This window comes from Pseudorhodoplanes sp. (assembly GCF_059499825.1).
Genome location: NZ_JCABZI010000007.1, coordinates 1 through 24,665, shown reverse-complemented (window position 1 = coordinate 24,665; position 24,665 = coordinate 1). Strand labels below are relative to the sequence as shown.

At 62.1% G+C, this 24,665-nt stretch carries 26 protein-coding genes and 1 tRNA gene; 15 read left to right on the top strand and 12 right to left on the bottom strand.

Going from position 1 to position 24,665, the window contains the following annotated elements; all coding sequences use genetic code 11:
• Positions 1-37: 37 nt before the first annotated feature.
• Genes AC5I5I_RS10940 through AC5I5I_RS10930 form a run of 3 tightly spaced genes read right to left on the bottom strand, consistent with a single transcriptional unit; the run spans position 38 to position 2,666 of the window.
• Complete coding sequence (locus AC5I5I_RS10940; protein WP_495972826.1) at positions 38-916, bottom strand: sulfurtransferase; 879 nt, start codon at positions 914-916, stop codon at positions 38-40.
• A gap of 55 nt (positions 917-971) precedes the next feature.
• The gene (locus tag AC5I5I_RS10935; RefSeq protein WP_495972824.1) at positions 972-2,087 is read right to left on the bottom strand and encodes an acyl-CoA dehydrogenase family protein; all 1,116 of its coding nucleotides are present in this window, start codon (positions 2,085-2,087) and stop codon (positions 972-974) included.
• 36 nt (positions 2,088-2,123) lie between these two features.
• Entirely contained in the window at positions 2,124-2,666 is a 543-nt protein-coding gene (locus tag AC5I5I_RS10930) for an OsmC family protein (RefSeq protein ID WP_495972822.1), read from the bottom strand.
• A gap of 323 nt (positions 2,667-2,989) precedes the next feature.
• Between AC5I5I_RS10930 and AC5I5I_RS10925 the strand changes: the two genes are divergently transcribed.
• A complete protein-coding gene (locus AC5I5I_RS10925) occupies positions 2,990-3,643 on the top strand; it encodes a TetR/AcrR family transcriptional regulator (RefSeq protein WP_495972820.1) in 654 nt (217 codons plus the stop codon).
• Positions 3,644-3,702: 59 nt separating this feature from the next.
• Here AC5I5I_RS10925 and AC5I5I_RS10920 read toward each other — a convergent pair whose 3' ends face one another.
• From AC5I5I_RS10920 to AC5I5I_RS10905, 4 genes are all read right to left on the bottom strand, one after another.
• Positions 3,703-4,047, bottom strand: a complete 345-nt coding sequence (locus AC5I5I_RS10920) for a c-type cytochrome (protein ID WP_495972819.1) — start codon at positions 4,045-4,047, stop codon at positions 3,703-3,705.
• Complete coding sequence (pcaG, locus tag AC5I5I_RS10915; RefSeq protein WP_495972817.1) at positions 4,037-4,663, bottom strand: protocatechuate 3,4-dioxygenase subunit alpha; 627 nt, start codon at positions 4,661-4,663, stop codon at positions 4,037-4,039. Before pcaG ends, AC5I5I_RS10920 begins: the two co-directional genes overlap by 11 nt.
• A 28-nt stretch (positions 4,664-4,691) precedes the next feature.
• A complete protein-coding gene (gene pcaH, locus AC5I5I_RS10910; RefSeq protein WP_495972906.1) occupies positions 4,692-5,423 on the bottom strand; it encodes a protocatechuate 3,4-dioxygenase subunit beta in 732 nt (243 codons plus the stop codon).
• A gap of 144 nt (positions 5,424-5,567) precedes the next feature.
• Positions 5,568-5,969 (bottom strand): hypothetical protein, encoded by a 402-nt coding sequence (locus AC5I5I_RS10905; RefSeq protein ID WP_495972815.1) that lies wholly within the window; start codon positions 5,967-5,969, stop codon positions 5,568-5,570.
• 165 nt (positions 5,970-6,134) lie between these two features.
• Between AC5I5I_RS10905 and AC5I5I_RS10900 the strand changes: the two genes are divergently transcribed.
• Positions 6,135-6,719 carry a DUF6778 family protein gene (locus AC5I5I_RS10900; RefSeq protein WP_495972813.1) on the top strand — a complete coding sequence of 195 codons (585 nt, stop codon included), beginning with the start codon at positions 6,135-6,137 and terminating at the stop codon, positions 6,717-6,719.
• 100 nt (positions 6,720-6,819) lie between these two features.
• Here AC5I5I_RS10900 and AC5I5I_RS10895 read toward each other — a convergent pair whose 3' ends face one another.
• Positions 6,820-8,247 (bottom strand): DUF1254 domain-containing protein, encoded by a 1,428-nt coding sequence (locus AC5I5I_RS10895; RefSeq protein ID WP_495972811.1) that lies wholly within the window; start codon positions 8,245-8,247, stop codon positions 6,820-6,822.
• A 281-nt stretch (positions 8,248-8,528) separates the two neighbouring features.
• Here AC5I5I_RS10895 and AC5I5I_RS10890 point away from each other — a divergent pair.
• Positions 8,529-8,605, top strand: a tRNA-Trp gene (locus tag AC5I5I_RS10890).
• A 158-nt stretch (positions 8,606-8,763) separates the two neighbouring features.
• Here the strand turns inward: AC5I5I_RS10890 and AC5I5I_RS10885 are convergent.
• A complete protein-coding gene (locus AC5I5I_RS10885; RefSeq protein ID WP_495972809.1) occupies positions 8,764-9,438 on the bottom strand; it encodes a class I SAM-dependent methyltransferase in 675 nt (224 codons plus the stop codon).
• Between the two features lie 607 nt (positions 9,439-10,045).
• Here AC5I5I_RS10885 and AC5I5I_RS10880 point away from each other — a divergent pair.
• The 9 genes from AC5I5I_RS10880 to AC5I5I_RS10840 all read left to right on the top strand — a co-directional run bounded on the left by AC5I5I_RS10880 (position 10,046) and on the right by AC5I5I_RS10840 (position 17,489).
• On the top strand, positions 10,046-10,462 hold the full coding sequence (locus tag AC5I5I_RS10880) for a hypothetical protein (RefSeq protein WP_495972807.1): 417 nt from the start codon (positions 10,046-10,048) through the stop codon (positions 10,460-10,462).
• Positions 10,455-11,687, top strand: coding sequence for an HlyD family secretion protein (locus AC5I5I_RS10875; protein WP_495972805.1), 1,233 nt, complete (start codon positions 10,455-10,457; stop codon positions 11,685-11,687). The genes AC5I5I_RS10880 and AC5I5I_RS10875 overlap by 8 nt, the downstream gene beginning before the upstream one ends.
• A 259-nt stretch (positions 11,688-11,946) precedes the next feature.
• On the top strand, positions 11,947-12,144 hold the full coding sequence (gene secE / locus AC5I5I_RS10870) for a preprotein translocase subunit SecE (protein WP_495972803.1): 198 nt from the start codon (positions 11,947-11,949) through the stop codon (positions 12,142-12,144).
• Between the two features lie 25 nt (positions 12,145-12,169).
• Positions 12,170-12,700 (top strand): transcription termination/antitermination protein NusG, encoded by a 531-nt coding sequence (nusG, locus tag AC5I5I_RS10865; protein ID WP_495972801.1) that lies wholly within the window; start codon positions 12,170-12,172, stop codon positions 12,698-12,700.
• A gap of 144 nt (positions 12,701-12,844) precedes the next feature.
• A complete protein-coding gene (rplK, locus tag AC5I5I_RS10860; RefSeq protein WP_495972799.1) occupies positions 12,845-13,276 on the top strand; it encodes a 50S ribosomal protein L11 in 432 nt (143 codons plus the stop codon).
• A 1-nt stretch (position 13,277) separates the two neighbouring features.
• Positions 13,278-13,970: a 50S ribosomal protein L1 gene (gene rplA, locus AC5I5I_RS10855; RefSeq protein WP_495972798.1), complete on the top strand. Its 693-nt coding sequence runs from the start codon at positions 13,278-13,280 to the stop codon at positions 13,968-13,970.
• A 244-nt stretch (positions 13,971-14,214) separates the two neighbouring features.
• Positions 14,215-14,679 carry a (2Fe-2S)-binding protein gene (locus AC5I5I_RS10850; protein WP_495972796.1) on the top strand — a complete coding sequence of 155 codons (465 nt, stop codon included), beginning with the start codon at positions 14,215-14,217 and terminating at the stop codon, positions 14,677-14,679.
• Positions 14,680-14,682: 3 nt separating this feature from the next.
• Positions 14,683-16,857, top strand: coding sequence for a xanthine dehydrogenase family protein molybdopterin-binding subunit (locus AC5I5I_RS10845; protein ID WP_495972794.1), 2,175 nt, complete (start codon positions 14,683-14,685; stop codon positions 16,855-16,857).
• A complete protein-coding gene (locus tag AC5I5I_RS10840; protein WP_495972792.1) occupies positions 16,857-17,489 on the top strand; it encodes an Isoquinoline 1-oxidoreductase subunit in 633 nt (210 codons plus the stop codon). The genes AC5I5I_RS10845 and AC5I5I_RS10840 overlap by 1 nt, the downstream gene beginning before the upstream one ends.
• A 72-nt stretch (positions 17,490-17,561) precedes the next feature.
• Here the strand turns inward: AC5I5I_RS10840 and AC5I5I_RS10835 are convergent, their stop codons facing one another.
• From AC5I5I_RS10835 to AC5I5I_RS10825, 3 genes are all read right to left on the bottom strand, one after another.
• A complete protein-coding gene (locus tag AC5I5I_RS10835; protein ID WP_495972790.1) occupies positions 17,562-17,843 on the bottom strand; it encodes a hypothetical protein in 282 nt (93 codons plus the stop codon).
• A gap of 207 nt (positions 17,844-18,050) precedes the next feature.
• Positions 18,051-19,253 carry a cobalamin-independent methionine synthase II family protein gene (locus AC5I5I_RS10830; RefSeq protein WP_495972788.1) on the bottom strand — a complete coding sequence of 401 codons (1,203 nt, stop codon included), beginning with the start codon at positions 19,251-19,253 and terminating at the stop codon, positions 18,051-18,053.
• A gap of 64 nt (positions 19,254-19,317) precedes the next feature.
• Entirely contained in the window at positions 19,318-19,608 is a 291-nt protein-coding gene (locus AC5I5I_RS10825; RefSeq protein ID WP_495972786.1) for an HdeA/HdeB family chaperone, read from the bottom strand.
• A gap of 526 nt (positions 19,609-20,134) precedes the next feature.
• On the opposite strand from AC5I5I_RS10825, the gene rplJ reads away from it, so the two are divergent.
• The 3 genes from rplJ to rpoB all read left to right on the top strand — a co-directional run.
• Positions 20,135-20,653 (top strand): 50S ribosomal protein L10, encoded by a 519-nt coding sequence (gene rplJ, locus AC5I5I_RS10820; RefSeq protein ID WP_495972784.1) that lies wholly within the window; start codon positions 20,135-20,137, stop codon positions 20,651-20,653.
• Positions 20,654-20,691: 38 nt separating this feature from the next.
• The gene (rplL, locus tag AC5I5I_RS10815; protein ID WP_495972782.1) at positions 20,692-21,069 is read left to right on the top strand and encodes a 50S ribosomal protein L7/L12; all 378 of its coding nucleotides are present in this window, start codon (positions 20,692-20,694) and stop codon (positions 21,067-21,069) included.
• Positions 21,070-21,412: 343 nt separating this feature from the next.
• A partial coding sequence (rpoB, locus tag AC5I5I_RS10810) for a DNA-directed RNA polymerase subunit beta (protein ID WP_495972780.1) occupies positions 21,413-24,665 on the top strand: 3,253 nt, incomplete at its 3' end.

Genomic DNA, 24,665 nt, shown 5'->3' with positions numbered 1-24,665 from the left:
GCGCGGCCCGCAGGCCGCGCCGGACAATCGTGTTCGTTCAGGCGGCCTTGCCCTGCATCGCCTTGGGCGCTGACGGATGGCCTTCCTCGATCGGCAGCGAGGGATCACGCGACCATTCGTTCCAGGAGCCGAAATACATCCGCACGTCCTTCACACCGGCATTCTTGAGCGCGAGGAAGGTGTTGGACGCGCGTGCACCCTTGAAGCAATAGAGATAGACCGGCGTGTCGGGGGTGATGCCGACGGTGGCGCATTCGGCGAGAATTTCTTCCGACGACTTGAAGCGCGGACCTTCGGCGGTTGGCTTCATCATGCGGTACCATTCAAGCCAGACGGCGCCGGGAATGCGGCCCTTGCGCGGGCAGAAATCCTTGCCATAGGGCGAGGAGCTTTCGCCGATCCATTCGTCGACATCGCGGACGTCGAGCAGCGCGATGGGCTTTCCGAGCGCGGCCAACATCGTCTTGTAATCAATGACGATTTCGCCGGCCTCGGGCACGATCGGGAAGGATGAGGGGGTGGGTGAGGGCACCTCGGTCGTGACCGGCAGGCCCTTCATGGTCCAGGCGTCGAACCCGCCATGCAGCACTTTAATGCTCGGATAACCCAGCATGCTCAGCAGGAAATAGCCGCGGCAGGACTGTCCGAAGCCCGAATTCATCGATTGCTCGTAGAACACCGCGGTTTCCTTGCCGGACAGGCCGGCGGCGCCAAACGCATCCGCGAATTTCGACTTCAGCTCCGCCATTCCCTCGGGCGTCGAGGTCGCGAGATAGGTGAAGATGTCGTGGACATTGACCGCGCCGGGGATATGTCCCGCGGCATAGGCGTCGGGGTTTCGGGTATCGATCACGACGACAGGCTCACTCGCCATCATCGTCTTGAGGTCTTCCGCAGTAATCAAAGCCGCAGTCATGACGAACCTCCGTTGATGTTCTGCTCCGCGATGGTCCCGGACGTCCTCACCCCGTTTATTGCGCGCCGTCGGCGAGCATTTTTTTCAGTTGCTTGGTCGCCGGCGTGACGATGGCGACGAAATAGGCTTCGCGCAGGCGCCGCTGCGCCCGATGCGACTTGAGATAGCCGCGCGCGCCGGCATGCAGCATCGCCGCATGCGCGGTCGCGACCGAGGCCTCGCCGAGCTGCAACCTGATCTTGATCACTCGCTCCCAGAAGGCCGGGCTCGGGTCATAGGGCGTGGCGGCGAGCGTCATGACCTCGCGTTCGGCTTCGGCAAGCAGTCTCTCGAAATCCTCCGGCTGCTGGTCGAGGAAGCGGTTGACGTGCCCGAGCATCGGGCGAAGCTCTTTCATGATGGCGACGCAGTCGCGCATCACGCCGATCCCCATGCCGGCCTGCAGCAGCACGAAGCCGGCGCGGATGCGCTTGACGAATGGCATCGCATTCTCGGCAAGGATCAGCCGGTCCGGCACGAACGCGTCGCGAATCTGGACCGCATAGGTGCCGGTACCATCCATGGCCAGAAACGGTGGACAGGCGTGCAGTGTGATTTTGGGATCGCCACAATCGGCGAGAAACATCACCTTTTCGCCTGGCGCATCCTCGCGCTCGAAGATGGTGCCGAACAGATGCCCGGGCGCGAGATTGGAGACCCAAGGCAGGGCGCCCTTGACGATGTAACCGCCGTCGACTTTGCGGCCCTTCAGCTTCAGGGTCTCGATCCCGAAGAAGCTTTTCATCGGATTGGAGAGACCGGTACCTCCGAGCTGCGTGCCGCTGGAAACCGGAGCGAGCCACTGCGCCTGCAGCGCCGCATTCTGCGAATTGCCGACATACCAGGCGAGCGTGTCCTGGCACCACGCCATGAACGCAGTCGCGCCGCAGGTCTCGCCGATTACCGACATCGCCGCGATTGCCGGCCGCAGGTCGGCGTCCCCGTTCACCGGCATGTGTGACGCGAATGCGCCCTCGGCGCCGAAGGCACGCAAGGCCTCGTCAGGATAAAGGTCGCCCTTGTCGATGGCGTCGATGACGGGTGCAAGCTTCGCTTTTGTCACGGCGCGGACGCGCTCGCAAAGATCCTCCGGTTCGTTTCGGGTATCCAGCGCGAGCGCGGGCTGCGTCATGGCTCTACGACCTTTCCGTCATGTCGGCGATTGGGATCAGCGGCTCACCTCGAGCCCGACCGGGCGGGTGAAGGTGTTGGCGACCGGAGACCATTTCTTCACATGCGTGATCAGCGCATCGATTTCTTCAGGCGACACGCCGTCACATTCCATGTCGACCTTGACGCGCACGTCGGTGAAGCCGACCGGCTTCTCGCTGACGTCGCCGGTGCCCCAGACCGCGGAGATATTGAGGTCGCCCTCGAGTTCGAGTTCGAGCTTGCGTACGATCCAGCCGCGATGCACCGCATTGGCATGCAGGCCGACCGCGAGGCAGGAGCCCAGTGCCGCAAGCGATGCTTCGGACGGGTTCGGCGCGGTGTCGTCGCCGAGCAAGGCCGGCGGCTCGTCGACGATATAGGGCGGGAGATTGCGGATGAAGTTGAGATGCCGGAATTTACCCTCGGCGACGGTCTTGCATTTCAGTGTCTTGATGACCTTCGGGTTTGCCTTTCCGCTTTCGATCAGTTTTTCCAGCCCGCCCTTGTCGATCGGGGCAAGACATCCGGTGAGCACGACTTTCTCCGCGGCAACGGCCATGCGTTCCTCCAGCTTTCAGGTTCAGTAGGCTACCAACCGGTCTGTTTCTTTGCAGGGACCGTGCCAGCCGGGCCGGGTCCGGATTTCCTTGGAAACTCAAGGGCCGCGCCCGGGCCTGGAGATCGGCTTCGGCTCACACATGCTCAATGCTGGGGCAGACGGGCACCAAATGGGCGGGACCGCGCTTGGTTTGGGAGCAGCTATGCCGCGAGCGTCATGGCGACCGGTTTGCCTTGCGCGGCACACATCATGCGCGACGCTCATGCAGGATGGTGCGAGCGAAGCAATTCCGTTTCGATCGATCCTGCGCTAAGGAATGAATCATGAGCGGAAAAAGCGCTGCAGCCGAAATGGAATCGCGCCTGGCCAACGATGCCGAGAGCGCGCGCAAGCGCCTGCTGGATGCCGCTACGGAATTGTTCTGCCGCTACGGCATCAACGCAACCGGCGTGGACGCCGTGATCGACCAGGCGAAGACCGCCAAGACCACGCTCTACCGGATCTTCGGTTCGAAGGAGGGGCTGATCGAGGCGGTGCTGGAGAGCGAGGGCCAGCGCTGGCGTGACTGGTTCATCGGCGGAATCGAGGCCGGCAATGCGGCGCCGCGCACGAAGCTGCTGCGGATTTTTCCGCTGCTCAAGGAATGGTTTTCCGAGGAGCGCTTTTACGGCTGCCCGTTCATCAATGCGATCGGCGAGCACGACAAGGCAGACGAGCGGCTGCGTTCGATCACCATCAAGCATAAAAGTCTGGTTCTGGCGCGGATCGAGCGGCTTGCGGTGGAAGCGGATCTGCCGAACCCGGCTGCGCTCGCCCACCAGATCGGACTGCTGATCGACGGCGCGATTATCGCGGCAATGGTGATGCGCAATCCGAAAGTCGCCGACGATGCCGGCGCCGTGATGCGGACGCTCCTTGGCAGCGAGCAACCGCGCAAGAGCGGCGCTCCCCGCCGTCGCCTGGCCGCGGCAGTCTAGAGTCTTGGGTTGACGCGTTTTCTTAACGCGAACCGGGACCCACTTCGCTTGAAAACGCGCTAAAGATCGCGCAGCGATTTCATATAGGCGACCAGCCCGCGCGCCTCATCGTCTTTCAAAATGAAGACCGGCATCTCCGGATGGCCTGCGATCAGGCCGTCCTGCAGGCGTTCGACCATCTGCTCCAGGTCCACCCGCGGCTCGATCCGGCGGAAGGCCGGCGCGGAGGCGATCGGACTGCGCTCGCTCCGTCCGATCGCGTGACACGACGCGCAGAGCCGCTCTGCCAGCGCCTGACCCCGATCGGCGAGGTCGTTGGCCGGTGCACGGGTGTGCATGACGAGGGACAGCGCCGCGAGCAGCGCCGCTATCCGTGCGATTGCGACAGGTGAACTATACGTCAAAGAACACCGTTTCATTGTCCCCCTGCAAGACGATATCGAACAGGTAGACTGTTTTGCCGTCGCGGCTGGTTCGCTTCGCGATCAGGGTCTGACGGCGCTCTTCCTGCTCGATCAAGTTTAGCACGGGATCGGTCGCGTTGGCGTCGGCTTCGTCGGAAAAATACATCCGGGTATGCAGGCCGATATTGATGCCGCGCGACACGATCCAGACATTGATATGCGGCGCCATCATGCGGGTGTGGCGGCCGATTACGGCGCCGGGCTTGACGGTCTCGAAGGTGTAGATGCCGGTCTTGAAGTCTGCGCCGGTGCGGCCCCAGCCGCGGAAGTCCGGATCGAGCGCTTTCTTCTGCCGGTCGGCCGGATGGTTGTAGCGGCCGTCGGCATTGGCCTGCCAGATCTCGATCAACGCGTCGCGCACCGGCGTGCCGGTGCCGTCGAACACGCGGCCTTCGATCACGATGCGCTCACCCTTGGTGGCGGCGCCAGCAACAACGTTGCCGAAGTTGTTCTGGAAGATATCGAAGCCGGCCTGATGCGGAATGAGCCCGATGTGGACATAGGGGCCCGCCGTCTGGGAGGCGGTTTCCTTCAGATAGCCGAGCGCTTGCGGCATGGGTTTCTCCTGAATCCGATTTTTGTGTTCAGTTGCCGTCCAGCCGGTTCTCGAACAGGGTCGACCGGCGGCCGCGCAGGACGATGTCGAAGCGGTAGGCGAGCAGATCCATCGGGATTGCCGTGTTCATGTCGATCGGCGCGATCAGCCGGTCGATCGCCGCTTCGTCCGGGATGGTGTGCACGATCGGGCAGATCTTGATCAGCGGATCGCCCTCGAAATACATTTGGGTGATCAGGCGCTGCGCGAAGCCCGTGCCGAAGATCGAAAAGTGGATGTGGGCGGGACGCCAGCTATTGACGTAGTTGCGCCACGGGTAGGGGCCGGGCTTGATCGTGCGGAAATAATAATAGCCGTTCTCGTCGGTCAGCGCGCGGCCGCAGCCGCCGAAATTCGGATCGATCGGGGCGAGATAGGTGTCGTTCTTGTGCCGGTAGCGGCCGGCGGCATTGGCCTGCCAGAATTCCACCAGCGTATTGGGGACCGGCTTGCGGTTCTCGTCCAGCACCTGGCCGTGAACGATGATGCGTTCGCCGATCGGATCGCCATCCTTGGCGTAATTGCGGATCAGGTCATTATCGAGCAACCCGATATCGTTCTGGCCGAAGACCGGACCGGTAATCTCGGACAGCGAGTTCTGCAGCGACAGTAGCGCTTTGCGCGGCGAGCGGCCGACGCTGGTCTTGTAGCCGGGAGCGTAAGCTGGCGGATGCAGCGAGCGGTCGCGCTGATAGAATTCGACCGGATGGATCGATGGCATGAAGGTGTCGTGAAGCGCCTCCGCATCACGTTCGGAAACTTGCTCGCGTACATTCATGGGCGTCCTCCCGGCGTCTCCTCGCGGAAACGAACCTTAGAGAGGGCGCAATCTGCGAGACTTGACTCAAATCAAGCAAGCGGACGCTCAAATGAGCGGGCGGTCGATGATCGGGTCGTCATAGGCTGTGTGAACGAGTTCGATCCGCGGGCGCTCGCCGCGCACGGACCGCCGGGTTTCCCGTTGCGGCAAGCCTGCCATGCGCTTCATCCGCGCTTCCTCGGCCTCGATCAGCGCGTTCCAGGATATCAGCAGCTGCTGATAATTCTGCCGGACGGATTCGCTTCTGGTGCTGGAAATACGCGACGCACACTCCTCAGCACGCCTGCGATAGTGCCAGAGCATACGCACCCCCCAAGGTCCGTATCGCCGCGGATCGTGATCGATTCCGTGGGCCGCATGACATTGCGCGGCGGTATAAATGTGCCGGAACAGGGTTAACGCGGGGTTAAGCACCGCATTCGGGAGAAGCGGCAGCGGACGGGCCAAAACGGCCGCGCGCGGCGATCGGGACCAGTTTTGTCTTTGTCGTCAAACGTCTGTGGGGATGATTTGTCCGTGCAACATTGACCATGCAAGGTCTGCATCTATAAGTTGTCGTCGCCGATAGTGGCTATCATACTGGGGAAATTTGTGAATTGGCGTTTGGTGACGATGCTCGCCGGCCTCGTCCCGATTATGGCCGGGTGTGTGACGACCGCTCCGAGCCCATTGTCGCCTGCCGAGGTGCAAACCTTTCGGCTCGCGGAGGTTCGGGTCACCGTGCCGGCCGAAGCAGGGATCGTTGGATACGACGCCCTGACCACCGAATATGCGGCCGCCAAGCGCATTCCCAATTACGAACTCAACGCTGCGACAGACACCGAAGAAGCGAAGGCGTGGGCTCGCAATCATCTGCAGGCGCGCGTCAAGACCGCGATGGAAATGCAATTGGGGGAGGCGCTACGAGGCCAGAGACCGGTCCGCGCTGAAGTTGTCGTCAAGGGATTCCAACTGTCCAGTGCGGTGCAGCGCGTCGTCGTCGGCGGCGACTATCGGATGCTCGCGGATGTAACGCTGGTGGACGCCAAGTCCGGGGCCGTGATCACGGCCTATCCCGAGATGTTACATGTGGTGGCGGCCTTGAATGGGTGGGCCGGTGTGATCGTTCAGGCGGCTTATGACGCCTCCAACTCGCCCGGAGACAGGGTCGTCAACGGCTTCGCCGAAAAATACAAGGCATGGCTGCTGAAGAGCTGAAATCCTGAAAGCTCGCAGAGAGAGCCAGCATCAAGCCATGGCACCCGGGAGCGACACAACGCGAGCGGTATGATGTCCGCTCGCGTTATGCATTTGCGGCTCAGGCCTTCTTCACCGCCGGGATTTTCCACGACCCGTTGATGATCGACGGGTTCTTCTCGTTGGGCCAATACATGCGCAGCATCAGGATGAACTTGCCCTTCGGTGCGGGGAGCCAGTTCGATTCCTTGTCCTTTCCGGGCGATTCGTTCTGGATGTACAGATCGGTCGATCCGTCCGGATTGGTTTTCAGGCTCTGCCGCGGGCTGATCGAGTACCGGTTCAGCGGATTGGCGACGAAGAAATAATCCGCGTCATACATCGTCAGCGACCAGAAGCCTCTGACGGGAGGCAGCTGGCCTTTGGGAAAGCGCATGACGTATCTGTTGGCTCCGTCATAAGCCTTGCCCTCGCCATCCTTCTGCGAGGTCGGATAGACGGCATCCTGAGGACGATTGGCTCCAAGCCCGATGGCGGTGATCAGCGCGCGCATGAGGTAGTCGGTGCCGTAGATGCCGGTCTTGGTGGTGAAGGCCCAGCCTTGTTCGTCCCTGATGTTCGGGTTGATCTTGAACTGCAGCATGATCCGGTCCTGCGAGACTTCCGGAATGCGTTTGGTGAAATCCGCGTTCAGCTTGCCGGCATCGAAATCCTTGCCGGCGCCGATCCCGATCTTCTCGAATTTCTTGAGCGCCGGCGCGTCGGCCGCGACCGGCGGGTTGTCCTTCATCAACTTACAGAGCAGCGTGAAGTATTCGGTCGCGCTCAGCTTGTTGACCTGATCGCGCACCGCCGTCTTCATGTCCTGCGCCGCATCGACCGTTCCCGCCGGAGGCGTATAGGGCTTGCCGTAGGACGATAGCGGGACGAGCGCGCACTGATCCTGAAGTGCGTGCACGGCTTTGTAATCTTCCGGCGTGCCGGTGCAGTAGATGCGGCCGAGCAACCAGACGATGTTGGTGGCGGATTTATATTCCTTCACGCCGGCCGGCAGCGTGCCCTTCCAGCCGGGGCCGGTGATCGCGTAGGTCTGCGCCTTGGTCCCGGTGGTGCGTTTTCCGGGAACCTGAAAGACGGTGGTCCAGCCGTCCAGCATCGGAAACAGGTAGTACCGGTCATTCATGTCGGGGATGCTGAGCAACCAGGGCTCCTTGCCGACATCGACCCATGCGGTGGTGTAGAGCGTGTCGGCGTTCGGTGCGGTGACATCACGGAAGGACGCGTCGGGGTAGCTGCGGGCCTTGACGAACTGGCCCATCGGCGCGCGGGTGCCTTGCGGACTGGCGACGTTGGTCATGATCCGTCGCGTCATTTCCATCGTGACCAGTGGATAGCCATAGATGTAGGCGTCGGTCGCGAGCCAGAAATCTTCGATGCCTTCGCGGATGCCGAGGAAAGAGCCCAGTTCGGCGAGGCTGGGTGAGCTGATGGCGGTGCTGGCAAAAAGGCTCAGGCCGCCCAGGGTGGCAGTACGGCGTGTGACGTTCATAGAGTGCTCCCAATGCCAGTTTTTCGTTGGGCGACCTATACGAGGGCGATTTTCCGCGGTCATGCCATTTGGGGCCAAGAGCGGGCTCCTCCGCGCAAATTTTGGTGACGGGTATTCTTGTCCGCCGCAACCGGCAGGCGCGCCGCGGCGGCGGTCCTCGGACGCTGTCGGGGAGGGGGGCGGGAGGCGTGCTCCTGCGGCCGCAACTCTTGCCAAGTGCCGGTCCCTGGGGCATATCCCCTGCGCGGCGGGCCTTGCGGTCCGCCGCAGGCGCTTTCCGTAGGAGTGTAGCTCAACTGGCTAGAGCACCGGTCTCCAAAACCGGGGGTTGGGGGTTCGAGTCCCTCCACTCCTGCCAGTGCCTTCCTGAGATATCGAGACCAGAGCCGTTCGCGGTTTGTTTGAACTTCCGATCCCCTGCCTCTCGACTTGCTCAAGTCAAACGCGGGTCGAACCCAACACTTACAGCGCAGCGCTAAAGCTCGATCCGGATTCGAGCGTGGTCATATTTGTCGATCAGGCAACTGAGCGTCGCGCGTGAAAAATCCCCCGATCCTTCAACTCGGGATGCTGCGTGAATTTGATCCACTGGAATCCCTGATCGCGTAGCATCGCTTCGACGCAAGGTCTGTTCGGTCCCCACCAATTGGTTGGGTCGTTGTTGTACTCGGTTCCGGGATACATGATCATCGCGGGCCGGGCTTCGTCGAGCGCGTTCATGTGCGTCTCGACGATCAGCATGTCCTTCGTGACGCTGGCCGCCTTTTCCATTGCAAGGAACGGATGGCGCATGTGGTAGAGTACGCCGGAGAACAGAACAGTGTCGAACGTGCCAACCGTCTCGGGCGACAAATCCATGATATCGATTTCTTTGACTTCCATCGACGGTGCAAGCTGCGATCGGGCGAGCTCGAACGAGGCCCGGTTTCCCCATCCGCCGTGCCAGATGTAATAGTCGGTAGCGAGGACCCGCTTTGCGCCGCGCTTGTATGCCTCGATCGAAAAGTAGCCGTCCCAGCATCCGATATCCAGAAACGAGCGCCCTTTCACGGGTTCGCTGAACACAATTTCGGCTTGGCTCTTCAATCGCGCCTCCGGGCAATAGCCCGGTGTTTTGATCCCGTCGCCGAAGTCGATGACGTGAAACCATTTCGATTTCGCTATTTCGGCTCGCAGGTTGTCGCCGGTCATGCGGCCGCTCTTATTGAACAGCATTACGCCCATCTCCTGATCCAGGCAGCGGTTGAATCCTAAACCGCGACAATCGGAAGTCAAACAATGATCAGAGTTCCGTACTCGCGTGCGCTCCGGCGTGAGTGAACGCTGCGACTTTTCCTCTTCGTGGCGGCCTGAATGTTGTTGTCATCGTTATTGCCAACGCGGAAAATGGTCCGACCGAATTACCGGTGCATTGCGGCGCTCGTGCAGGTCGGCAGAGGTTCGGCGTTTCTCGACATGATCCCTGGTGCGATCGAGCGCGTGGCCGTGACGTCATGACCGCAGAGATCACTGCCTTGCCGTTGCCGACCCCGGCGCCGGATCAGCGGATTTGAACGTCATACGTTGCCGGGTCGCGCGTAGCGCGCTGTCGGCTCAGGCTGTTCTTGAAAAAGGCTTCGCGAACTGGCAATTCAGCCCCGCAAGCGGGATCTACGATATCAATAGAGTTGGTACGACGCCGGCAGGGATCAGGGGCCCCGACCTACAAAACCATGGCCTCGCGATCGTGCGCCGGATTTCACTGAGCCGCGTTTCGAAATTTTGAAGCGTTCGCTAGCCCCTGGGGAGGGACCGGATCGTGTCAGCATCGCAGCATCCTGCGGCGTCTCATCACTTGCCGTGGTTCATCACCGCGCCGGGGCAGACCGACACATTGTTCGTGATCACGACGCTGGTCATGATCGCGACAGTGTTTGCAATCGGCGTCGTTTTCTTCCGGTTGCATTCGCTGCCGGAGCGGCTCGGTCACAAGAAGCTGCAATTCGAGATTGTCGCGGTGCTCGGATTGCTGTCGCTGTTCACGCACGTCCATCTGTTCTGGGTCGCTGGCCTTATCCTGGCGCTGATCGACTTTCCGGACATCGTCACGCCGCTTCAACGCATCGCACGCGGGGTTGAATCGATCGCGCATATCGAGAGGCCTCCCGAACCCGAACGAATGCCGGAATCGGAGATCATGCGCGCTCATGACAGCGTGAGGCGCGATCATGCTTGAAATCGTGCTGTGCTCGATCTTCACCGTCCTGCCGGACTATCTGTACCGCCGTTATGTGCAGCGTAAGCGGATCGGCAAGGAGATCACGCTGTTCTCGGTCTGGTTCGAGCTGCGCTACGGCATCACAGCCTGTCTGATGCTGACGGTCGCGCTGATCACGGTCATCTTCTATTATCATCCGTCCACCAACCTCGTGACGTCGTTCTTCCGGACGATTCCGATCCTGCCGGAAACCGGCGGGCGGGTCAGCGAGGTCCTGATCAAGAACGGCGACCTCGTGAAACAGGGGCAGCCCTTGCTGCGACTCGACAGCGTCAAGCAGCAGGCGGCGGTGGACGTCGCGCGCCGGCGCATCAAGGAGATCGAGGCGCAGATGCTGGTCGCCGGTGCCGACATCGTGGCTGCGGATGGCCAGATCCAGCAGGCCAGAAGCGCGCTCGAACAGGCGACCGACGAATTGCGGACCAAGCAGGAGCTTGTGCAACGCAACCCGAATGTCGTCGCGGCGCGCGAGATCGAAAAACTGGAGACCGCCGTCGACGGGCGAAGGGGACAGGTGGCCTCGGCCGAGGCGGCAAGACAGGCCGCGCGGCTGCGGCTGTCGACTCTCTTGCCAGCCGAGAAGGAAACCGCTGAGGCCACGCTTCGGCAGGCGCAGATCGATCTCGACAAGACCGTGATCTATGCAGGAGTTGCCGGGCAGGTGGAGCAGTTCGCTTTGCGGGTGGGCGATATCGTCAATCCGCTCATGCGGGCGGCCGGCGTGCTTATTCCGCAGCAGCTCGGGCGGCCCGGCCTGCAGGCCGGTTTCGCCCAGATCGAGGCGCAGGTCATGAAGGTCGGCATGACCGCGGAAGTGACCTGCGCGTCGAAGCCCATGACCATCATCCCTATGGTCGTCACCGACGTTCAGGAATATATCGCCAGCGGCCAGTTCAGGGGCGGCGAGCAGCTCATCGATGCGCAGCAGGCGGCGAAGCCCGGCACCATCACGGTCTTCCTTGAGCCGATGTTCGAGGGTGGGCTCGACGGCGTGACGCGGGGCTCAAGCTGCATGGCCAATGCCTATACGAGCAACCACGAGCGGCTTTCGAGCGGAAAACTGGGCCTCGGATCATGGCTGTTCCTGCACATGGTCGACGCCGTCGGCATGGTGCATGCCATGCTGCTTCGGGTGCAGGCTCTGGTTCTGCCGGTCAAGGCGCTGGTATTCTCGGGCCATTGATGGGCGTCCGCAGGATACTGAGAGGCGATTTTTGCAGTTATTTCAACCTGGGGTTGCTAATCAGGGCCGTCCTGTACCTTGCTGCCGCCGGGATAAGCAAACCTTGATTTCCGGCCGGTTTGGCAGTAGCTAGGCGCCACGCTTCGCGGCCCGGCAACGGACATCCGCGGCGACGGTACCCCCAAAAAACAGGGCCAAAATCCGGCTTGTCCTTATACATGGGATCGGCGGCGGGACGGCTCGTTTGGATATTTTGACGATGGCGAAGTTCAGCCCGTTCAAGTTTCTGCAGGAAGTACGCGACGAGACCGACAAGGTCACGTGGCCGACCCGGCGCGAAACCGCGATCACGACCGTCATGGTATTCGTGATGGTTGCGGTTTCCTCGATCTTCTTCCTGCTGGCTGACCAGGTGATCCGCCTTCTGATCACCACTCTCCTGTCAATCGCGCGTTGAGCCTCACGAAACGGAATCAATAGACATGGCCAAGCGCTGGTACATCGTTCACGCCTACTCGAATTTCGAGAACAAGGTCGCCGAATCCATTCGCGAGCAGGCGAAGCAGCGCGGACTCGCCGACCAGTTCGAGGAAGTCCTGGTGCCAAAGGAGAAGGTCACCGAGGTCCGCCGCGGCCGCAAGATCGACACCGAGCGCAAGTTCTTTCCCGGTTACGTTCTGGTGAAGGTCGACCTCACCGACGAGGCCTATCACCTGATCAAGAACACGCCGAAGGTCACCGGCTTCCTTGGCGCCGACAACAAGCCGATGCCGATTTCGGAGAGCGAGGCCACCCGGCTGATCCAGCAGGTTCAGGAAGGCATCGACCGGCCGAAGCCGTCGGTGTCGTTCGAAGTCGGCGAGCAGGTGCGCGTGTCCGACGGCCCGTTCGCTTCGTTCAACGGCACGGTCGAGGAAGTCGACGAGGCTCGTTCGCGCGTGAAGGTCGCGGTCTCGATTTTCGGTCGCGCCACGCCGGTTGAACTCGAATTCGCGCAGGTGGAGAAGGTTTAAAGAGAGTTTCTCGTCCCCGCCTCTGCTGGCGAGAAGAGAGAGCCGTGGGAGGTGAGGGCGGCCGCCAACCGTCCGGATCCGCACCACGGCACCTGAACCGGGCCGGGATCTTTGAGATCACGGCTCACACAACAGGAGAAGTGAATGGCAAAGAAAATTACCGGCTATGTAAAGCTGCAAGTGCCGGCCGGGGCGGCCAATCCGTCGCCGCCGATCGGTCCCGCGCTCGGCCAGCGCGGTCTGAACATCATGGAATTCTGCAAGGCCTTCAACGCGCAGACCGCCAAGCTCGAAAAGAACATGCCGATCCCGGTGACCATCACGGTCTACGCGGATCGCTCGTTCACCTTCGAGATGAAGCAGGCACCCGTGTCGTATTTCATCAAGAAGGCGGTGAAGATCGAGAAGGGCTCGAAGGCTCCGGGCCGCGACAAGGCCGGCAAGATCACGCAGGCCCAGATCAAGGAAATCGCCGAGCAGAAGATGAAGGATCTGAACTGCGAGACCATCGAGGCTGCGGCCAAGATGATCGAAGGCTCCGCCCGCTCTATGGGCATCGACGTGGTGGGAGGCTGACATGGCTGGCAAGCGTTACAAGAAAGCCGTCGAAGGTCTGGACCGCGACAAGTTCTATGCGCTCGACGAAGCGGTGAAGATGATCAAGGATCGCGCCAAGTCGAAATTCGACGAGACCATCGAGATCGCGATGAATCTCGGCGTCGATCCGCGTCACGCTGACCAGATGGTGCGCGGCGTGGTCACGCTGCCGTCGGGCTCCGGCCGGACCCAGCGCGTCGGCGTATTCGCGCGCGGCGCCAAGGCCGAAGAGGCGAAGGCCGCGGGTGCCGACGTGGTGGGCGCCGAGGACCTGGTCGAAAAGGTACAGAACGGCCAGATCGACTTCGAGCGCTGCATCGCCACCCCCGACATGATGCCGCTGGTCGGCCGTCTCGGTAAGGTGCTCGGCCCGCGTGGCATGATGCCGAACCCCAAGGTCGGCACCGTCACCATGGATGTTGCCAACGCAGTGAAGGGCGCCAAGGGTGGCTCTGTCGAGTTCAGGGTCGAGAAGGCCGGCATCGTTCAGGCCGGTGTTGGCAAAGCCTCGTTCACTGCCGATGCGCTGATCGCCAACATCAAGGCTTTCGCAGACGCCGTACAGAAGGCGAAGCCGGCCGGTGCCAAGGGCACTTTCGTGCAGAAGATTTCGGTCTCCTCCACAATGGGCCCGGGCCTCAAGGTCGAGCCGAATTCGGTCATGGGCGGATAGTCAGACTGAGCCACGTCGTCAGACTGACACGTTCAGAACGACACATATTGAATCAAAGCCCGGCAGCGATGCCGGGCTTTTTTTGTGTTGGCCGTCGTCGGCAATGGAGAAACAGGCAAGCGCCCGCAGAAAATGACAAAACCAAAGTCTAGGCGCTCATGCGCGGAAACTTTTTGCGGCGCACTGGTTGTCACGTATCCGGTGTTTACATCGCTTCCAGATTTAACGTCTCTGGAGAATGCGCATGGCGGCCTATTCGTTGCAGATCAACGGCCAGACGAGGGCGGTTGATGTCCTTCCCGACACGCCCTTGCTTTGGGTCATACGCGACGCGGTAGGCCTGACTGGTACGAAATTCGGATGCGGCATCGCCCAATGCGGCGCCTGCACCGTGTTCATGAACGGCCAGCCGTTGCGGTCTTGCACGTTGCCGGTATCGGCTGTTGGAGATTCCGAAATTACCACCATCGAAGGATTGCAGAGCCGTGAAGCGCAGGCGGTCCAGAGAGCGTGGGTCGCGCACGACGTTCCGCAATGCGGCTATTGTCAGTCCGGCCAGATCATGAGCGCCGTCGCGCTCCTGGAAGACAACAACAAGCCCAGTGACAAAGACATCGATCTCGCCATGAACGGCAATATCTGCCGCTGTGCGACCTATGTCCGCATCCGCGCGGCCATCCACGACGCTGCCAAGTCGCTGGAGGGCTGACGTATGACAATTCATCAACGCAATCTGTCGCGCCGTTCGCTCCTGCAGGGCCTGGGCGGCCTGGTGATCGCCTTCCACCTGCCGCGCGAGGCTCGTGCCCAGTCCGGTGCGGCCAGCGCTGCTAATCCCTCGGTATTTGCGCCGAATGCATTCATTCGTATTGCCGGCGACGACACTGTCACCATTCTGTCGAAACACATCGAGTTCGGGCAGGGGCCATTCACCGGTCTCGCGACGATCGTTGCCGAGGAGCTCGACGCCGACTGGTCGCAGATGCGGGCGGAGCATGCGCCAGCCGACGCGAAGCTTTACAACAACACCGCCTTCGGCCCGATCCAGGGCACCGGCGGCTCGACCGCCATCGCCAATTCATACGATCAGTTGCGGCAGGCCGGCGCAACCGCGCGGGCGATGCTGGTGCAGGCTGCCAGCAATGAATGGAAGGTGCCAGTCTCGGAGATCACGATCGATAGCGGCATCATCCGCCACGCCGCGAGCAAGCGCGAAAGCCGCTTCGGCCAGTTCGCCGATGCTGCGGCGAAACTAACCGCTCCGGGAAATGTTCGCTTGAAGGATCCTGCGACCTTCAAGCTGATAGGAAAGAACACGGGACTCCACAAGCTCGATACCGCGGCAAAGACCAACGGAACCGCGCAGTTTACACTCGACATCCGCGAGCCGGACATGCTGACGGTGGTGGTCGCGCATCCGGACCGCTTCGGCAGCAAGGTCGAGAAAGTGGACGATGCCGAGGCCCGCAAGGTGCCCGGCGTGGTCGACGTCAAGGTTCTGCCGAGCGGCGTTGCGGTCTATGCGAACGCTACCTGGCCCGCACTGAAGGCGCGTGAACTTCTGAAGGTCACCTGGGACGATAGCGCAGCGGAGAAGCGCGGCACCCAGCAATTGCTCGACGAATACCGCGCGCTGGCCCGCAAGCCCGGAATGGTTGCCGGCAATCATGGCGATGCCGAGGGCACGCTGTCGAAGGCCAGCAAGGTGGTCGAGGCGGAATATATTTTTCCGTATCTCGCCCATGCGCCCATGGAGCCGCTCGATGGCTATCTGCGCTTCGACGGCGAGAGGGCGCTGGCGCGGTTCGGCAGCCAGTTCCAGACTTTCGAACAGGCGACCATCGCAGGCGTTCTCGGCCTGAAGCCCGAGCAGGTCGAGATCCAGACGATGCTGGCCGGCGGCAGCTTCGGCCGGCGCGCGCAGACCACGTCGCATTTCGTCGCCGAACTTGCGGCCGCCGGCGAGGCGATCGGGCCGAAGCGCCCGATCAAGTTGATGTGGACCCGTGAGGACGATCTGCGCGGCGGTTATTACCGGCCGCTATTCGTGCACCGCATGCGCGGCGCGGTGGAGAACGGCAGGATCGTCGGCTGGTCGAACACGATCGTCGGGCAGTCCTTCATGAAGGGTTCGCCGCTCGAGGGCGCGATGATCAAGGACGGCATCGATGCCACCTCGGTCGAGGGATCGCGGGAAATCCCGTACGACATCGCGAACTTCAGTTGCGATCTGCACAGCCCCGATGTCGGCGTGCCAACGCTGTGGTGGCGGTCAGTGGGGCATACCCACACCGGTTATGCGGTCGAATGCTTCATCGACGAATTGCTGGAAGCGGCCGGCAAGGACCCGGTGGCGGGCCGGCTCGAGTTGATGGGCAAGCATCCGCGCGCCGCGAATGTGCTGCGCGAAGTTGCAAAGCTTGCGCAGTGGAACGGGGCAGGGCCGGTGAATGGCCGCGCGCGCGGTGTTGCAGTGGTCGAAAGCTTCAACACCTTCGTGGCTCAGATCGCCGAAGTGTCCGAGGGCGGCCGCAACGGTCCGCGGGTTCACAAGGTGTGGTGCGCCGTGGATTGCGGTGTCGCCGTCAATCCGGATGTGATCCGCGCGCAGATCGAAGGCGGCATCGGATACGGCCTCGGCCATATTCTCTTTGCCGAGCTGACCCTCGATCAGGGCCGGCCGGTGCAGAGTAATTTCGATAGCTATCGTTCGCTTCGCATCAACGAAATGCCGGACGTCGAAGTCGCGATTGTGCAATCGACGGAAAAGCCGACCGGCGTCGGCGAGCCCGGCGTTCCCCCGATTGGCCCCGCCGTCGCCAACGCCATGGCGCGGCTTGGTCTTGGGCGGCCGCGGCAATTGCCGTTCGTGAAGGGAGTGGCGTGATGAGGTTCGCACTGTTCGCCGCGTCAACCGCCGGTGCGATCGCTGCAATAGCGATCGTTATCAGCGCGCAGCAGTCATCCGGCCAGCCGCGTGCCGCGTCGGAGCGGCAGACGTTGCAGCCGGTGTCCAGCTTCAGCCGGATAGCCGATTCCGAGCGGCGCTCGGTGGCCTTGTTTGAGGAAGCCGGCAAGGTGCTGACCCATCCGCGCTGCGTCAACTGTCATCCACGCGGTGACAGCCCGTTGCAGACCGATCAGATGCGTCCGCATCAGCCGATGGTCGTGCGCGGCGAGGCCGGCATGGGCGTGGCGGCGATGCAATGCACGACCTGCCACCACGAGGCGAATTTCGATCCGGCACGGGTGCCGGGCGATCCGCAATGGCACCTTGCGCCGAAGGAGATGGCCTGGGAGGGCATGTCGCTCGGCCATATCTGCCGCCAGCTCAAGGATCCCGCGCGCAACGGCGGAAAGGACCTCGCCGCGATCGTGCATCATTCAGCCGAGGATCATCTCGTCGGCTGGGGCTGGAATCCTGGAGCCGGCCGCACGCCGGCGCCGGGCACGCAGAAAGAGTTTGGTGCGCTGATGCAGGCCTGGGTCGATACCGGCGCGCATTGTCCGGCGGACTGAAGTCGGGGGCAGCGCTGCACGTGTTGCCGCATCTCGCGAAAGCGCCTCCCGGTGGGGAGGCGCTTTTTTTGCTCAGGCGGCGAGGGCGAATTCGATATCGCGCGATTGCGGCTCGTGCGGAACAAGACGGGTGCGGGTGGCGTCGGTCCAGTCCGCCAGATTGATGACGCGAGCCATCGCCTGACCGTTGTTGCCCTCCGCTGGTTCGACGATATTGAGTCCCTGGCCATCGACAAAGAATGTGTGCTCGCCGAACAGCCCGGTCAGTTCGGTGATGACGGGGTGGTTCTCCGGAATGGGCTGTGCGTCAAACTGGTCAAGGGTCCGCTGTACCTGGTCGGTTGTGAGTTTCATCTCAGTCCTCCGCTTTGGTTCAGGGCTGCGCCACCTCGCGCGCAGCCTTTTTTTCACCTAGGGAGCGAAGCCGTCATCGCAAGGATGAATGCGCACATTCCAGCATCGAACTCATGCGCCGCAGCCGGAGTGTGACGACGGCTTGACGATAGCGACGAGACAGTGCGGCGAGACCGTGCGGATTGTGTGATGACGAAACACGCAGCTTCACGCCGCGTCGCGCGTGTCCCACAATTTGCGCGACGCAATCGCCGCGCCTTCGCTGAGCGAGCGCAGCTTCGCCCACATGATGCTCTCATGCACGCGTTTGGCGAACGGGCTCTGCGCGAAGCCGCAATCGGTGCCGGCCATCACATTCTCGCGGCCGACCAGCTTGGCGAGACGCACCAGCCGTTGCGCGACCAGTTCGGGATGTTCGACAATATTCGTCGCGTGGCTGACGCAGCCGGGGATCAGCGTCTTGCCTTCGGGGAGTTTGACGCTCTCCCACACCTCCCATTCGTGCTCGTGACGCGGATTGGCCGCTTCGTACTGATAGCCGCCGGTTTTTACCTTGAGCATCAGGTCGACGATCTCCTTCATGGGCACGTCGAAGGCATGCGGGCCGTTCCAACTGCCCCAGCACAGATGATAGCGCGAGCGCTCTTCGGGGATGCCGCGCAGCGCGTGGTTGAGCGCGTCGATACGAAGCGCCGCCCATTTGCGGTACTCGCCAAGCGACATCGGCGGCACCATCTTCTCGTACCAATAGGGCAGGAAGGCATCGTCGATCTGCACGATCAGTCCGGCATCGACGATCGCGCGATACTCGACATTCAGCGCATCGGCGAGCGCGAACAGGTAGCTCTCCTCGTCCTCGTAGAATTCGTTCTTGCCGCCGGGCAGGGCGCTGGCAGGCGCAACCACCGGAAGGAACGCGTCCACCGCATTTGCCTTCGTCGCCGCCGATTTAAGGTTTTCGATGTCGCGCGCGACCTGCTGCTGGCCGACATATTTGATTTCGCCATTGCAGACGAAGCGGTTGCCGAGCCGTTTGCCAAGCCCCGTGGCGGCGTCGTATTCGGCGTAGAATTCCGGGAAGGCCGCGCGGTCGTTGCCGCCGCCGGCCTGGGTCAACGGGTCCTTTGCCTCGTCGGCTGTGAGTGGACGCGTGGTGAGGCCCGACAGCCGCTCGTGGACGTAGAACGCCCAGTTGCGGCCTTTGGAGAATTCTCCGTCGCTGACGATGTCGATCCCGGCCGCGACCTGTTGTCGGACCACCTCATCGATGGAGTCTTTCAGGCAGGCTTCGTAGGCGGCCGCGTCATAGGCCTCGCCCGCCTCGGTCCTTCGCAGATGCTCGACCAGCTTCGGCGGCCGGATCAGGCTGCCGACATGGGTGACGAGAATGCGGCCGGGATGCGCGGGCATAGTTCCTCCATGAGCATGGTCTGTTCTTGGCGGAAACTATGCCGCAACGCCGCGCCGCATTCCATCACTCGGCGATGGTCTCGTCCGCTGCCGTGATCAGGCTGTCGTCGGGATTCTTGCCGCAATATTCCGCGATCTTGATGCCGTCCTTCTTCATCTTGTCGAAGTCGATCACCGGCGAGGAGTCCTCGGCGCTGTAATAGCCCTGCAGCCACATCATGATGAAGGCGATGTTTTCGGTGTTGCTGGACATGAAGTCCTTGCATTTGACGGTCGAGACATCGAGACGTTGCGCTTGGGCCGAGAGGGTTGCGGACAGCAGCGCGGCCGTCGCAACCAGCAAAATGCGTTTCATGGGATGTTCCGGGTTCGAAGGTGCCGAATCGCACCGGGCCGGAATGTCGCAGGTCCGCATGGCCCGGCAAGCACCACTCCGTGCATTTTCGCTCCCGCTCCGTGCAGCGCCTCACGGGTGGTCTGCCCGCCAAGGACAATTCGGACTTGCAATTCCTGCGGTTCCGGGTAGGAGAGCGCCCATGAGGCGTGCCGGTTGCCGGCGCGCCTCTGCGCGTTACCGGTCCAACGTTGGGCCTGACGCGTCCTGTCCGAGACTGCCGGTGCGGGGTTACCCCGCTTAATCGCCACCATCGCACGATGACGGCTGCCAGCACAGACGGGTGAGAGACGAGATTCGGGCTTCCCCGCCGCCTCTTGGCGTGGGGTCAAGCCAGGATCCGGTTCGAACCTTTCGTTTCCACGCATGCTTCGGCGGCGCGGAGGGCAGGCACTGGCAAGCGCCGTTCCGCCCTCGAATTCTTTCCCGGGCTGAACGGCAATCGCAACCGGCGGGTCCGCAAGGGCTCGCCAACCGGAGAGAGCTTGTGAATCGAGCGGAAAAGCAGGAGTCCGTTGCGTCACTGAAGGAGGTCTTCACGGCTTCCAAGGTGGTCGTGGTGGCTCACTATTCCGGCCTCACAGTCGCCCAGATGCAGACCCTGCGACAGCAGATGAAGCAGGCGGGCGCACAGGTGAAGGTCGCGAAAAACCGTCTCGCCAAGATCGCTCTTGATGGCTCCGATGCCGCTTCCATCGTGCCCCTTCTGAAGGGGCCGACCCTGATCGCTTACTCCGTAAACGATCCGGTCGCGGCACCGAAGGTCGCCACCGATTTCGCCAAGGCCAACGAGCAATTCGTGATCCTGGGCGGAGCGATGGGCAAGACCGCCCTGGATGTGAATGGTGTGAAGCAACTCGCTTCGCTGCCTTCGCTCGACGAATTGCGCGGCAAGATCGTCGGCCTCATTCAGGCACCGGCCACCAAGATCGCGCAGGTCGTGTCCGCACCGGCCGCCAAGGTGGCGCGTGTGGTCCAGGCCTATGCCAGCAAAGACGCGGCGTGACATCTTCAATAATCAGGTTCGAACAATAGGATAAGACCATGGCTGACTTGCAGAAAATCGTCGACGACCTCTCGTCGCTCACCGTCCTCGAGGCCGCTGACCTCGCCAAGATGCTCGAAGAGAAGTGGGGCGTCTCGGCCGCCGCTGCGGTTGCTGTTGCCGCTGCTCCGGGTGCCGGCGGCGGTGCCGCTGCTGCCGAAGAGAAGACCGAGTTCACGGTCGTGCTGGCTTCGGCCGGCGACAAGAAGATCGAGGTCATCAAGGAAGTGCGTGCTCTCACCGGCCTGGGCCTCAAGGAGGCCAAGGATCTGGTCGAAGGCGCGCCGAAGCCCGTGAAGGAAGGCGTCAACAAGGAAGAGGCCGACAAGATGAAGGCCACCCTTGAGAAGGCCGGCGCCAAGGTGGAACTGAAGTAAGCGATTGCTTGCTGGGATCCAAGGCGAGGGCTTCGCGAAGCCGGTTCCCGGTCGCGATAGGCTCCTGGCCAGGATTTGACGTCAATGTGAGGGGAACCGGGTCGGAAATCTTTACATTTCCGCCCGAATCCTCCGATTGGCCCTAGACACAGGGGGTGTGGGACCCATATACGGTCCCACATCCCCTTATCGTGCCGCTAAGCGGCCGCATGCTTTGGTTCGAGTTGGCTCGAATCATCTAGAACGCAGGCACCCCGACGCCTGTCCTGATGGCCGCGATGATGGCGGCCGTTCGGAGAGTCGTCCCGGCTGTCTCCATAGCGACAGACGAGAGAAAGACACGATGGCGCAAGCGCAGACGCAGACATTTATCGGTCGGAAGCGCGTTAGGAAATTTTTCGGGAAAATTCAGGAAGTGGCGGAGATGCCGAACCTCATCGAGGTTCAGAAGGCGTCCTACGACCAGTTCCTGCTGGTCACCCCGCCTCCGGGCGGGCGGCCCGACGAGGGCCTGCAGGCGGTCTTCAAATCCGTCTTCCCGATCAAGGATTTTTCCAACACCTCGCAGCTCGACTTCGTCAGCTACGAGTTTGATCCCCCGAAATACGACGTTGACGAGTGCCGTCAGCGCGGCATGACCTATGCGGCGCCGCTGAAGGTTACGCTGCGCCTGATCGTGTTCGATGTGGACGAGGAGACTGGCGCCCGCTCCGTGAAGGACATCAAGGAGCAGGATGTCTATATGGGCGACATCCCGCTGATGACGAACAACGGTACGTTCGTCGTCAACGGCACCGAGCGCGTCATCGTCTCTCAGATGCATCGCTCGCCCGGCGTGTTTTTCGATCACGACAAGGGCAAGACCCATTCCTCGGGCAAGTTGCTGTTCGCTGCCCGCATCATCCCCTATCGCGGCTCCTGGCTCGACATCGAGTTCGATGCCAAGGACATCGTGCATGCGCGTATCGACCGTCGCCGCAAGATCCCGGTGACGTCGCTGCTCTATGCGCTTGGGATGGACGGCGAGGAAATCCTCCGGACCTTCTACAAGATCGTGCCCTACAAGCGCGCCAAGGAAGGTTGGCGCGTGCCTTTCGATGCCGACCGCATGAAGGGCTACAAGGCAATCAACGACTTGGTCGACGCCGACAGCGGCAAGGTCGTGGTCGACGCCGGCAAGAAGATCACCGTGCGTCAGGCGCGTCAGCTTGCGGAGAAGGGCCTGAAGGCGCTCCGCATGACCGACGAGGAATTGCTCGGGCATTATATCGCCGAGGATCTGGTCAACAATAAAACCGGCGAAATCTACGCGGAAGCCGGCGAAGAGGTCACCGAGAAGCTGCTCGAGACCATCAACGAGCTCGGCATCAAGGAACTGCCGATCCTCGACATCGATCACATCAATGTCGGCGCCTATATCCGCAACACGCTCAGCGTCGACAAGAACATGACGCGTGAGGACGCGCTGTTCGACATCTATCGCGTGATGCGCCCGGGCGAGCCGCCCACGGTCGACACCGCGTCGGCGATGTTCCAGTCGCTGTTCTTCGATGCCGACCGTTACGACCTGTCGGCGGTCGGTCGCGTGAAGATGAACATGCGCCTCGACCTCGATGCGCCGGACACCTATCGCGTGCTGCGCAAGGAGGACATCCTCGCTGTCGTAAAGACCCTGGTCGATCTGCGTGACGGCAAGGGCGAGATCGACGACATCGACAATCTCGGCAATCGTCGGGTGCGCTCGGTCGGCGAATTGATGGAGAACCAGTATCGCATCGGCCTCCTGCGCATGGAGCGCGCGATCAAGGAGCGCATGTCGAGCGTCGATATCGACACTGTCATGCCGCAGGACCTGATCAACGCGAAGCCTGCCGCTGCAGCCGTGCGCGAGTTCTTCGGCTCCTCGCAGCTGTCGCAGTTCATGGACCAGACCAACCCCCTTTCCGAGATCACGCACAAGCGGCGTCTCTCGGCGCTCGGACCGGGCGGTCTGACCCGCGAGCGCGCCGGTTTCGAAGTGCGCGACGTGCATCCGACCCATTACGGCCGCATCTGCCCGATCGAGACCCCGGAAGGCCCGAATATCGGTCTGATCAACTCGCTCGCGACCTATGCGCGGGTGAACAAGTACGGCTTCGTGGAGACGCCTTATCGCAAGGTGAAGGACGGCCGCGTCACCGACGAGGTCATCTATCTCTCGGCGATGGAGGAGGCCCGCTACACCGTCGCGCAGGCGAACGCGCCGATCGACAATAAGGGCCGTTTCACCGAAGACATGATCGTCTGCCGCCATGCCGGCGACGTCGCGCCTTATCCGCGCGACAAGGTCGACTTCATGGACGTGTCGCCGAAACAGCTCGTCTCGGTTGCGGCGGCGTTGATCCCGTTCCTCGAGAACGACGACGCCAATCGCGCGCTGATGGGCTCGAACATGCAGCGCCAGGCGGTGCCGCTGGTTCGCGCCGAGGCACCGTTCGTCGGTACTGGCATGGAAGGCGTTGTTGCCCGTGACTCTGGTGCTGCCATCGGTGCCCGCCGCACCGGCATGGTCGACCAGGTCGATGCAACGCGTATCGTCATCCGCGCGACCGAAGAGACCGACCCGACCAAGCCGGGCGTCGACATCTATCGCCTGATGAAGTTCCAGCGCTCGAACCAGAACACCTGCATCAACCAGCGTCCGCTGGTGCGTGTCGGTGACGTGGTGAAGAAGGGCGACATCATCGCCGACGGTCCGTCGACCGAGCTCGGCGAACTGGCGCTCGGCCGGAACGTGCTGGTCGCGTTCATGCCGTGGAACGGCTACAACTTCGAGGACTCGATCCTCCTGTCCGAGCGCATCGTGCGCGACGACGTGTTCACGTCCATCCACATCGAGGAATTCGAGGTGATGGCGCGCGACACCAAGCTCGGGCCGGAAGAAATCACGCGCGACATTCCGAACGTGTCGGAAGAAGCCCTGAAGAACCTCGACGAAGCCGGCATCGTCTATATCGGCGCGGAAGTGCGTGCGGGCGACATCCTGTGCGGCAAGATCACGCCGAAGGGCGAAAGCCCGATGACGCCGGAAGAGAAGCTTCTGCGCGCCATCTTCGGCGAGAAGGCCTCCGACGTTCGCGATACCTCGCTCCGCGTGCCGCCCGGCGTGCAGGGCACGGTCGTGGAAGTGCGCGTGTTCAATCGTCACGGCGTCGACAAGGACGAGCGTGCGCTGGCGATCGAGCGCGAGGAGATCGAACGCCTTGCCAAGGACCGCGACGACGAGCAGGCGATCCTGGACCGTAACGTGTTCGGCCGACTGGCCGAGTTGCTGGACGGCCGTCAGGGCGTTGCGGGGCCGAAGGGCTTCAAGAAGGACACTAAGATCACCCGTGCGATCCTGGACGAGTATCCGCGGTCGCAATGGTGGCAGTTTGCCTCGCCGAACGACAAGCTGATGGCCGAGATCGAGGCCATGCGGAAGCAGTACGACGAGTCGAAGAAGATGCTCGAGCAGCGCTTCCTCGACAAGGTCGAGAAGCTGCAGCGGGGCGACGAGCTTCCGCCCGGCGTGATGAAGATGGTCAAGGTCTTCGTCGCGGTGAAGCGCAAGATCC